The 10,858-nt window shown below is 44.0% G+C and carries 11 protein-coding genes; 8 read left to right on the top strand and 3 right to left on the bottom strand.

Annotated elements, in window-relative coordinates:
- Together H9653_RS09330 and pncB are read left to right on the top strand one after the other, a co-directional pair.
- Positions 1 to 708 (top strand): RNA-guided endonuclease InsQ/TnpB family protein (locus H9653_RS09330; protein ID WP_191692064.1); only part of this gene is annotated, 708 nt, incomplete at its 5' end.
- A gap of 253 nt (positions 709 to 961) precedes the next feature.
- Positions 962 to 2,203 (top strand): nicotinate phosphoribosyltransferase, encoded by a 1,242-nt coding sequence (pncB, locus tag H9653_RS09325; protein WP_191692062.1) that lies wholly within the window; start codon positions 962 to 964, stop codon positions 2,201 to 2,203.
- A gap of 12 nt (positions 2,204 to 2,215) precedes the next feature.
- On the opposite strand, the gene xseB is transcribed toward pncB, so the two are convergent.
- From xseB to H9653_RS09310, 3 genes are all read right to left on the bottom strand, one after another.
- A complete protein-coding gene (gene xseB / locus H9653_RS09320; RefSeq protein WP_144297620.1) occupies positions 2,216 to 2,461 on the bottom strand; it encodes an exodeoxyribonuclease VII small subunit in 246 nt (81 codons plus the stop codon).
- A gap of 62 nt (positions 2,462 to 2,523) precedes the next feature.
- Positions 2,524 to 4,053, bottom strand: coding sequence for an exodeoxyribonuclease VII large subunit (xseA, locus tag H9653_RS09315; RefSeq protein ID WP_191692060.1), 1,530 nt, complete (start codon positions 4,051 to 4,053; stop codon positions 2,524 to 2,526).
- 202 nt (positions 4,054 to 4,255) lie between these two features.
- The gene (locus H9653_RS09310) at positions 4,256 to 4,624 is read right to left on the bottom strand and encodes a hypothetical protein (RefSeq protein ID WP_144297622.1); all 369 of its coding nucleotides are present in this window, start codon (positions 4,622 to 4,624) and stop codon (positions 4,256 to 4,258) included.
- A gap of 184 nt (positions 4,625 to 4,808) precedes the next feature.
- Between H9653_RS09310 and H9653_RS09305 the strand changes: the two genes are divergently transcribed.
- The 6 genes from H9653_RS09305 (at position 4,809) to gspL (ending at position 10,858) form a co-directional block, all read left to right on the top strand.
- The gene (locus H9653_RS09305) at positions 4,809 to 5,474 is read left to right on the top strand and encodes an alpha/beta hydrolase (protein ID WP_191692058.1); all 666 of its coding nucleotides are present in this window, start codon (positions 4,809 to 4,811) and stop codon (positions 5,472 to 5,474) included.
- 80 nt (positions 5,475 to 5,554) lie between these two features.
- Positions 5,555 to 6,661 (top strand): cell division protein ZapE, encoded by a 1,107-nt coding sequence (gene zapE / locus H9653_RS09300; RefSeq protein ID WP_191692056.1) that lies wholly within the window; start codon positions 5,555 to 5,557, stop codon positions 6,659 to 6,661.
- A 45-nt stretch (positions 6,662 to 6,706) separates the two neighbouring features.
- Positions 6,707 to 7,396: a nitroreductase family protein gene (locus tag H9653_RS09295; RefSeq protein ID WP_404814813.1), complete on the top strand. Its 690-nt coding sequence runs from the start codon at positions 6,707 to 6,709 to the stop codon at positions 7,394 to 7,396.
- A 213-nt stretch (positions 7,397 to 7,609) separates the two neighbouring features.
- Positions 7,610 to 8,896: an NAD(P)H-dependent glycerol-3-phosphate dehydrogenase gene (locus tag H9653_RS09290; protein ID WP_191692055.1), complete on the top strand. Its 1,287-nt coding sequence runs from the start codon at positions 7,610 to 7,612 to the stop codon at positions 8,894 to 8,896.
- Positions 8,897 to 8,986: 90 nt separating this feature from the next.
- A complete protein-coding gene (locus tag H9653_RS09285) occupies positions 8,987 to 9,445 on the top strand; it encodes a SixA phosphatase family protein (RefSeq protein WP_068408197.1) in 459 nt (152 codons plus the stop codon).
- A gap of 120 nt (positions 9,446 to 9,565) precedes the next feature.
- Positions 9,566 to 10,858: a type II secretion system protein GspL gene (gene gspL, locus H9653_RS09280; protein WP_191692053.1), complete on the top strand. Its 1,293-nt coding sequence runs from the start codon at positions 9,566 to 9,568 to the stop codon at positions 10,856 to 10,858.

Here is a 10,858-nt window from a genome sequence, read left to right as displayed (position 1 = left end):
TTTAGCCTGGCTAAAGGCAAGAAGCTGACCATCGACGTGTGGGATAGCTATAATCTAGCACTCTACACCATCAACACCTGTGAGCTTGTGCAAGACAGTCGCGGCCACTGGTATGCCTGTATCACCATTAAAGAGTACCCAAAAATTGAGTGCGGTACAGGCGAAACTGGTATTGATTTAGGTTGCAGGGACTCAGCAACGACAAGTAATGGTGAGGTACTAAAAACCAAAGTCACGCAGCAATACGCTAAAAAACTAGGCATTGTTCAAAGAGCCAAAAACAAAAAACGGGTTAAGGCCATTCACGCCAAGATTAAAAATACACGCCAAGACTTGATTCATAAATTTACCACCAACCTTACCAAGACTAATAAAATAATCATCATTGGCAAACTTCAATCAAAATCATTCACTAGGGGCAAACTCGCCAAGTCCGTCTATGATGCAGGTTGGTTTGAGATAAAGCGACAACTGGACTACAAATGCGCGAACGCAGGTTGCCACTATATCGAAGTAAATGAAGCGTACACCACCCAAACCTGCTCGTGTTGCGGCTCACGCCAAAATAGTCCGAAAGGTAGGACGGGTCTTGGAATAAGAGAATGGCTTTGCGAGTGCGGTGTCACTCATGACCGTGATATTAATGCGGCAAAGAATATTCTTGCGCTCGGGCTTGAGCGTCTAGTAGTAGGAATCCCCTCACTTTAGGGAGGAGAGGAAGTCAAGGCTGTTATTCCAAACCTATAAGTCAGAGTAAAAGGATAAATACGATTATTATCGTTGTAGTTTTGCTTTTATAAGCGTTGAGTTATGAAAAACGGGACAAACTTCGTTATACTCAAAATCTGAACCTTTTCTATTATTGGCATTTTGATAACTTTGGCATCTTGATAACTATTGCTACCTATTTCGTCGCTCGTTTTGTTTAGCGACTTTTCATTTTTGTATTTAAGGCTGTAACATGACCGTTACTCAAACTTCTAAACCTTTTGAACCTATTATTACCTCGTTATTGGATAACGACTTATATAAATTTACTATGTTGCAAGCCATGCTACATCAGTTTCCGCAGACCCATGGCGTTTATCGTTTTCGCTGCCGTAATAACGAAGATACGCTGTATCCATTGGCGGATATCAAAGACGATTTAGAGCAACAGCTAGACAGCTTGTGTGAATTGCGATTCTTAGAAGATGAGCTGGAGTATTTACGCGGATTGCGCTTTATGCGTTCAGACTTCGTTGATTATCTAGAATTGTTTAAGTTAAAGCGCCGTTTTATCACCGTTAGCACCGACGAAAAAGGCCGCTTGTTTATTGACATCGAAGGGCCGATGATTCAGGCAATGTTTTTTGAAGTATTTGTCCTAGCCATTGTGAATGAGCTATATTTTAGTGCTTTATCAAATGCCAGCGTCATTGAGGAAGGGCAGCGTAGGCTAGATGAGAAAGTTGAGTTATTGCACCAATATGCCGTAAAGCAGGAAAGATATGATAATAATACACCGCCACTTATCGTCGCCGATTTTGGTACTCGTAGACGTTTTAGCAAAGTCTGGCAAGCGCATGTGGTTGAGACTTTACATAACGCTGAACCGAAAATCGTTAGCGGTACATCAAACGTTTATTTAGCAAAAAAACTCGGCATGACGCCGATAGGAACGATGGCACATGAGTTTATGCAGGCATTTCAGGCATTGGATGTGCGTTTGCGTGATTCACAAAAAGCGGCACTTGAAGCGTGGGTACATGAATATCGTGGTGATTTGGGTATTGCGCTGACCGACGTCGTTGGGATGGATGCATTTTTACGCGACTTTGATTTGTATTTTGCCAAGCTGTTCGATGGTCTGCGTCATGACAGCGGCGACCCGTATGTTTGGGGTGATAAGGCCATTGCGCATTATAAGAAATTAAAAATAGACCCAAGAACCAAGATTTTGACCTTTAGTGATGGATTGGATTTAAATAAGGCGTGGAATTTACATCAATATTTTAAAGGTCAAATAAGAACCAGCTTTGGCATTGGCACCAATTTGACCAACGATATGGGTATCACCCCGATTAATATCGTCCTAAAATTGGTTGAGTGCAATGGGCAGCCAGTTGCCAAATTGTCAGACAGCCCAGGCAAGACCATGATCAATAATGATACCTATCTTGCCTATTTGCGCCAAGTCTTTGAAGTCGATGAGCCAGAGTAAAATTGGTTTAACTTAAATGTCGCTTTTCTCGATGCTATCTTCTTCGGCGAAAGCGGCATCTAATGCTTGCTGCACGGCATTAATACGAGTTTCGCAAACACGATAAGCGGCAATCGACTCTTCCACTGTCGTCATCAGATTATCGATATCAGGCTCGTCTTGTTGCTGTAGTTCAGCGGCATTGGTTTTTAAAATATCATAAGCTGCCTTAAAGGTCTTTGGGGCGGCTTTTTTACGTTTGCGAGTAGGGGTTGTCATAAGGTTTCCTAACTTTAAAATAAAGTCTTTGATTAAGTTGAATGGGCGGTAGGTTGTATTTCTTACTTATCAATATTTACATCAATAATCTGTGCTTTTGCTTTACCATCTTTTAAGACGATATGTAGCGTTTGCTCAGCATAAAGTTGCATACTGCTGGTTAGTATTTTTTTATCTTTTGCATCAGTCAGCATGGTATAGCCTTGCTTAAGCACACGAGAAGGACGATGCAAGAGCACAATATCGCGCAGATATTCGCTATCACGTCGTGCTTGTAGCAACTGCTGCTGGGCATTATGTATAATCGTCTTTTTTTGGTTTTGGCTATAACTTGATGCAATGGTTAATTGCTGATAAGCAGAGTTTTGAGTTTGGACTCGCAGCTCACTGGTTCGTCTGGCTGCTTGTTTGACTTGGCGCTGGGCACTTTGCTGAATACTCTGCCAAGCATAATCACTGTCTTTTTGCAGGGCGGTCAATTGACCAATCGTTTGCGACTGAATGTGACTCAACTGGCGTGACGTTTGTTGCTCAGCGATATTCAGTTGACGCTGCGCTGCTTGTTTGATTTGCGCTTGGTATTGCAGGGTTTGCGTGACGAGCTGGGCCAAATGCGTCATGATAGCAGCAATCACTTTTGATGGTGTATCAAAGCTGCTATGCGCCACTTCATCTAAAATCACTTTATCACGCTCATGACCGATACCAACCCAGACAGGGATAGGTTGCTCGGCAACAAGAGCGGCAAGCTCGTAATCATTGAGATATGCTAAATCACCAACGGCGCCACCGCCACGGATAATGACTAACAAATCTGGCAGGCGCTGATAGGTGTCATAAAATTGCTGCTGGGCGTTAACGATAGCTTGACGGATTTCGCTTGGTGCGTGATTGCCCTGAAAGGTGGCGTGATGATAATGAAAATGACAGGCACCTGTACGAGCTAAGCGGTCCGCATCGGCTTGAAAATCGCCCAATCCCGCCGCTTTTTCAGGGGCAATGACTAAGACATGCTCGATATCAAATGGGGCGGGTAGCTGCTGATTTAGGTTTAATAAGCCTTCGCCCGTCAAGCGGTCGACCATCTCCGCATATTGCCGTGCCAAGTCGCCTAAAGTGTAGCTTGGGTCAATATCTTCAATCGTCAGTGAGAAACCGTATTGTGCATGAAAGCCTGCCGATACTTTGAGTAAGACGGTCAAATCACGGTCAAGCGGCATACCGGTTGCGCGCTCAAACTTTGCTAAGACGCGCGCCGCTTTAAAGCGCCAAAGATTACCACGGCAGCTGGCAATAACTTTGCCGTCGTCATCTTTTTCTGCTAGCTCAAAGTAATAATGCCCACTTTTACTTGATAGGTTGCGAATCTCAGCTTTTACCCATACGCGGTGATTAAAGGTCTGTTTGATGACCATATCGACCGCCGATAAGTAATCACTTAGGCGCAAAACCGTATCTTCTAAACTGACTTCCAGACTGTTTTCTTGCTCAGCCAGTTCCGCCTCCAAGGTCGCTAAATCTTTGGCAGGCACCAATACTTTGTCTTTTTTGGAGCTGACTTGTTTCATATTTGCTAGATTGGGTTTGCGCATAAGAGGAGACCAAAGGTAATCGAGGCTGAAAGGCTGGTGGCGTTAGATTAACTCATCAAAGTAAAGGTTGCAGGTATAAAAGACCAGACAGGATAGTTTACCCCAAAAGTGCCGCGACAAAAAGTAAAGCCAATAAGCTGCGATGAATATAATAGCTATCTCGCAAACTTATTGGCTAAGAGCTTTGTTAAATTATCATTTTTTATTGGCAACGAAAATTAATCATATACTCATAATCATCTTTACGTGATAAATCTGGCGTGCCCGTCCCAAAGATTGAACCGATGACCGCGCCTGCTTGTCCGACCATACGACCCGTTTGCTCATTTAAAATACCGTTATATTTGACTTTATCATCAACGATAATCACTTGTTTTCTTCCGCAAGTTTTTTGCGCACTGTCTATTGCATTTTGCTGAGCTTTGACTTTGCTCTCAGCGATGCCCGTGGTTTCATAAATCGAGTTAGCGCGCTGAATCACCGGTGAAGAAGGCGTGCTTTGACAGGCACTCAAAGCCAGAGCCGAAGCCAGTGTTGCTGTTAAAGTAGCGGTTTTATTAAAAATATTCATAATAGTTTCCTTTTTCCTATAAGTTCAATATATTACTCGACAACTTGTATGAATCTAACGTATTGCGACAAGGAGTGTCTAGGCGGTTATTGTGTGCAACGTTGCAGGTACACAGCAAATTACTTGAAATATAAACCATATCTAGGATAATTGAGGTATTCACTTTTAACCAGTAAGTAAATTTATGCAACTGATTCCTGCTCCTGCTGGCGTGCTCGAAGTCGACGCGCTATGGCAACAAGACAATCCTAAAGATGCGAATACCGATACAGTGGCGCTGCTTTGTCATCCCAATCCGTTATTTGAAGGCACGATGAACAATAAAGTGGTCACGACCATGTATCGTTTTGCGCGTGATAGCGGCATGCATGTGGTACGTTTTAACTTTCGCGGCGTTGGCCAGTCAACCGGCGAGCACGACTACGCAGATGGTGAGGTAGTCGATGCGATGACCGTGCTACAATGGATTGCAGAGCAGACCAACGCTCGTAAGCTATGGCTAGGTGGCTTCTCCTTTGGTGGTTATGTGATAGCACGTGTCGCTGAGCAAGTCATGGTAGCGCCGCATATTTGGGGACTGGGTGATTTTGAAATAGCAAACGTTGCTCTTATCGCGCCCTCAGTCGAAAAAAATGACAGCAGTGATATCACTTTACCCATTGATAAAACCTTTGAGATATATGGTAATGCTGATGAAGTGATTGACCCAAACAATATGCAAGCATTTGCTGAGCGTTTAGGGCTGGACGTTAGTATCGTTGATGGTGCTGGACATTTTTTCCATGGACGTTTATCTGAGCTAAAAGGTTTGTTGGAAGAGCATAGTTTTGGCTCTAAAGAGTCGCAGTAAAACCAGCTGGTGTCTTAACCAATTTACCTAAGCATACTTTTAGTTTTTTATATTTATTTTGTCTAATAATGAGTCGTATTATGAGTTTATCTCCCTTGCAACGTTATGAGCAAGCCATCAGCACTGATGAGTTTACTCGAGATGAGCAGCAATATCAGGCAATGAGCTATTTAGATGGGTTGTATCATCAGCTCAATGATAGCGTGGCGCAAAAAAAAGGCTTTTTTAGCTTTTTAAAGTCAAAACCTGCGGCTCCCAAAGGTTTGTATATGTGGGGCGGGGTGGGGCGCGGTAAAACGTGGATGATGGATATGTTTTACGACTCTTTGACCATTGAGCGTAAGATGCGCCAGCATTTTCACCACTTTATGCAGCGCGTCCATCAAGAGCTAAATAATCTACAAGGTCAAAGCGATCCGCTAGAAAAAGTCGCGGATATCATTTATGCAGAAGCAGTGATTATTTGTTTTGATGAGTTTTTTGTCTCCAACGTCTCAGATGCGATGATTTTAGGTGATTTGTTTACCATGCTATTTAATCGCGGCGTGACCTTGGTCGCTACATCAAACATTGAGCCAGCAGGGCTTTATAAAGATGGTCTACACCGTGATCGCTTTATGCCAGCCATTGCCGAAGTTGAGCGTCACACCACAGTGATGAATATTGACTCTGGTATTGATTATCGCCTGCGTGTCTTACAGCAAGCGGAGTTATATGAGTCGCCGTTGACTAAGGCCAATCACCACTGGCTTGCCAACCGTTTCGCTAGCTTGTCTAACAATCAAAAAATCAGCAACGCGCCTATTACCATCAATGGTCGCGAAATCAAAATCAATGCCCGTACCGAAGATATTTTATTTTGTGATTTCCGTCATTTATGTATGGAGCCGCGCTCAGCGTCTGATTTTATCGAGATTGCCAAAGAGTTTAGCACGGTGTTAATCAATTCTGTGCCCGCTTTAGATGATGATTTGCGTGATCCGACCCGTCGTTTTATTTATTTGGTTGATGAGTTTTATGATCGCCGCGTCAAACTGTTGGTAAGAGCAGAGCAGCCAATTCTCGAGCTCTATCAAGGACAAAAATTGGCCTTTGAGATTGAGCGTACACGTTCACGCCTGCTTGAGATGCAGTCAGAAGATTATTTGCGCATGGATCATCGTATCGAAGGCTCAGAAGCGGCGTAAGGCATATCGCTAAGGTATTTGCATAATAATAAATAAGGATAAAACATGAATGGTTCTGAAAATAATATGGATAACGGTAACGAACTGAATAGTAACGAACTGAACAGTAATAGGGACGAAAATCAAGCCGAAAGCCCGAGAGGGGCAAATGCGCAAGTAACCGATGAGCAGCTGATTAATTGGATTAAATCAAGACGCAGTATCGGCAATTTAAGCATTCCGGCACCGACAGAGTCTCAGATTAAAGCAGCTATTGACTGTGCGATTACCGCTCCTGATCATAAAAAACTGCGGCCATGGCGCTTTATCGTCACTCAAGGTAATGCGCGTCATGACTTGGGCCGGGCCTTTTTAGCGGCTGCTGAAGCACAAGCGGCGCAAGCGGGCGAAGAGCTGTCTGAGAAATCACGCAAGAAAACCTACAATATGCCGCTGCGTGCGCCGGTTATTATTACGGTCGTTACCCATATGCAAGTGCATAAAAAAGTGCCACCTTTTGAGCAAATGCTCAGTGCTGGCGCGGCAGTACAAAATCTTATTTTAGCGTTACAAGCTCAAGGTTTTAGTACGGTTTGGCGTACGGGCTTATTGGCCAATGAGCCTGCCGTTAAAGCTTATTTTGGCGTTGGCGCAGATGATTATGTTACGGCTTTTGTTTATACTGGCAGCAGTCCGTGCGATATGCCCACGCGCAAGCCGATTGATATTGAGCCATTACTGCGTTTTGAGTCATAGCGTCCAGACAGGTCTATGATTACGGCGATGTTTCAAAATAGTAAGCGTTGCTATAACGTGATACAGCAAAGCAAAACAATGACCAAACTGGTCACGTTATTTCAATAAAATAACGGTTCTATATCAATAATTGTTGAAACATACCCTCAATCTCACTGTATACTCAGCACAAATTCTATTCATAATTCAGTCAGTCAATACGGATAAAATAATATGACCAGCGCTAATGATAAAAAGACAGATGCAAATATAGAGGACAGTCAAACAGACAATCAAGGTGCTGAAAAACAAAACAGTTTGCTATCCAGTATCATTGAGCGTGCCACCAAATCTGGGCTAGGGCGTAAGAAGTTAAATCCTAGCGCGGTTGAGTCTGCGGTGGCAAAAAATATGGCAGAAATCCATAACAATCCAACCAAGCTGCGTTTGGCATTTTTAGGTGGCGGTAGCTTTGGTACGGCGATGGCGAATTTGGCTGCTCGTAATGGCTGTGACACTACGCTGTGGGTACGCAATAAACGTACTGTTAAGGCTATGGCAAAGACGCAGACCAATAAAAAATATCTGCCCGGTTATAAGCTTGATGATCGCCTCAAATACAGCCACGATTTGCAAGCGGCGGTCAAAGATACCGATATTATTTTTATCGCTGTCCCAGGCCTCGCGTTTCGCGAAACCCTTAAAAGCATCGCACCCTTTATTAGCGGGCAATCTATTGTCTCTTTGACCAAGGGTATGGAAAAAGATACCTTTGCTTTGATGAGTGATATTATTAAAGATGAGCTGCCGGAAGTGAACTTTGGCGTGATGTCAGGGCCAAATCTCGCCATTGAAATCATGAAAAATATGCCGTCTGCTACGGTCATTGCCAGTGACTCTGAGCCACTACGCCATGCGGTACAAGCAGCATTACATAGTGCTTTCTTTAGAGTGTTTGCCAGTGACGATGTTCGCGGTGTTGAGCTTGGTGGCGCGCTAAAAAATATTTATGCCATTGCCATGGGTATGGCGGCGGCTTATGAAGTGGGCGAAAATACCAAAGCCATGATATTAACGCGCGGTTTAGCAGAAATGAGCCGTTTTGGTGTCCATGCTGGTGCCAATCCGCTGACCTTTTTAGGTCTGTCGGGAGTCGGTGATTTATACGCGACTTGTAGCTCAGAGCTGAGCCGCAACTACCGTATTGGTAATATGCTTGGTCGCGGTATGACGATTGATGCGGCGGTCAAAAAATTGGGTCAAACCGCTGAAGGCGTCAACACCATTCAGCAGGTACATGAAAAAGCCACCAAAGAAGGCATTTATATGCCGATTACCCATGCGCTTCATGCAGTCATTTATGAAGACAAAGCCGCGCTTGGCGTTGCTTTACATCTTATGGAAGCGGGCTTCCGTAGTGATGTTGAGTTTGTCATGGAGCATGACCATAGTAATGCGGCACTAACGGCGCAAATGCAAACAGCAAGCAAGACTAAGCATAAAAAAGACGAAAATAAGTAAAGCGTTTAGCAGAATGTAGCTATTTCATTGTTAACATTGCTTTATCATCAAAATAGTCAGGTAAACGTAACACACAAGGTGGTTAAGATTATGAAAATTATCTTAGTACGTCATGGTCAAGCAGAAGATGGGACGCGCCCAGACAGTGCACGGCAGTTGACAGATTTTGGTCAGAAACAAGCGGCGGAAACGGCAGAATATATTACCACTCATTATCAACCTGATTGTTTTGTTGTGAGCCCTTATAAGCGGGCGCAGCAGACGCTGGCAGCATTACAGTTACGCGCTCCTAACGTGCCCTCACAAATACAAGAGAATATCACGCCGTCCGACGATGCCCATCAGGCGCTCATCGACATTGGTAATGTTGAAACGGAGTGTCTGGTGGTTGTCTGTCATATGTCTATTGTTGCTCATATCGCTGGCCTGCTGACGGGTGATTACCCTGAATCGTTTGCTTTAGCAGAAGCGCGCGTGTTTGAGATGGATTTTGTGCTGGCGGGTATGGCAACCGAGATAGACCGCTTTGTTCCAGAACAACCTTATTAGTATCAATCATACACACGCTCATAAGACATTTAAATGCTTGCTAGACCATAGCTTTAATAAATGACAGCTTTAATCAGCAATGACTCTAAACAACAGCTTTGATAATTAAGGACACATTTGGTGTTACATGTTTGGTTAAGAGCGCAGCACAGTCCTCTAGCGGTCTGGCACGAAGACATAAAACAATGGCAATTGGTCGACGGCTGGCAACAGCTACATGATATCTATGGTAGCTATAAAACCAATAGTCAAAAATCGGTTTGTCTGTATTTCCCATCAAGCCATGTCTTACAAGTAGAGTCTGAGCTAAATACGGCTCAGCTTAAACAATTAGGTATGAGCGGTAAACAGTATTTATTTGAAGAAACTTCTCTGACGCCGGTTGAACAATTAGCCATTCGCCAAGTGACTGAAAATACCAGTCATCATCTCTATGCTTTGGCTCAAAGCGATATCGAAGCATGGCAGCAAAGCGCCAAGCTTGCTGGCATGAACATCGTAGCATTATTGCCTGATTTTTTATTACTGCCAACGCCAGAAGAGGGTGCAGGTCAGCAGATTGTATTGTACCAAGATCAGCAAACCATGCTGCTACGCCAATCCTTACATCAAGGTATGGCAGTCAGTTACTTGCCTTTAATCTTTGAGCGTTTTCCGCATTTAAGCGAAGTGTTGCTATTGCCAGCTATCGATGACGCCTTTGTAGATTCTAGCCACGTGGCTGATAGGGTTAATGAGCCTGCGTTCGATGATATTGATTTAACCAAGCATGAAACTACCGTCAAAGCAACTTCTCAAACGATGGCAATGATTGCCGAGCATCAATTATTATTAACCACGCTACCAGTTGCGCCTAAACCGCTTGAAATTCCTGAGCGTCATGCGCTGAACTTTTTTATTAAATCGACCGATTCACAATTATCACCATATCTGCGGGTGGCGATGATGGTGGCGCTGTCAGCACTGATATTACAGATGGCGACCGATGGGGTACAATTCTACCAGTATCAGGCGGCAGCAGCAGCGACCAAAACTGAGATTGCCACCCAGTACCAGTCTTGGTTTCCTAATGAGCCGCTTAGTACGCGCACGAAATTGCAAGTGCAGTTGCAACCAAAACTGCGTAGTGATAGCCAAGCGCCTAACGCTCACATAGCGGTATTATCACGTATATCACCGCTGATTAAACAGTCGTCATTACGAGCGCAGGCGTTAGTCATGCAGCCAACTGCACTTAGCTTTACACTGATTGCACCAGACCGCGGCAGTCTTGATCAATTTACCAATACGCTAGTTGCTCAAGGATTAAATGCTAAGTTGGAACAAGTGAACGGCAATGAGCAAGGGCAGTTTAGTGGTCAAGTAACCGTTGATGTGGTAGAAAACAATAGTAGCGTTAGCAATAAAGGGTAA

The sequence above is a fragment of the Psychrobacter communis genome (assembly GCF_014836505.1).
In the GTDB taxonomy this organism is placed as follows: Bacteria; Pseudomonadota; Gammaproteobacteria; order Pseudomonadales; family Moraxellaceae; genus Psychrobacter; species Psychrobacter faecalis.
The sequence above is the reverse complement of the archived record's forward strand: the minus strand, read 5'-3'. Positions and strand labels throughout refer to the sequence as shown.

Bases quoted from the DNA above. Each gene is read 5' to 3' on its own strand.
- H9653_RS09310 (WP_144297622.1), bottom strand. From the start codon at position 4,624: ATGAATATTTTTAATAAAACCGCTACTTTAACAGCAACACTGGCTTCG.
- H9653_RS09290 (WP_191692055.1), top strand. From the start codon at position 7,610: ATGACCAGCGCTAATGATAAAAAGACAGATGCAAATATAGAGGACAGT.
- H9653_RS09285 (WP_068408197.1), top strand. From the start codon at position 8,987: ATGAAAATTATCTTAGTACGTCATGGTCAAGCAGAAGATGGGACGCGC.
- pncB (WP_191692062.1), top strand. From the start codon at position 962: ATGACCGTTACTCAAACTTCTAAACCTTTTGAACCTATTATTACCTCG.
- H9653_RS09305 (WP_191692058.1), top strand. From the start codon at position 4,809: ATGCAACTGATTCCTGCTCCTGCTGGCGTGCTCGAAGTCGACGCGCTA.
- xseB (WP_144297620.1), bottom strand. From the start codon at position 2,461: ATGACAACCCCTACTCGCAAACGTAAAAAAGCCGCCCCAAAGACCTTT.
- H9653_RS09295 (WP_404814813.1), top strand. From the start codon at position 6,707: ATGAATGGTTCTGAAAATAATATGGATAACGGTAACGAACTGAATAGT.
- zapE (WP_191692056.1), top strand. From the start codon at position 5,555: ATGAGTTTATCTCCCTTGCAACGTTATGAGCAAGCCATCAGCACTGAT.
- xseA (WP_191692060.1), bottom strand. From the start codon at position 4,053: ATGCGCAAACCCAATCTAGCAAATATGAAACAAGTCAGCTCCAAAAAA.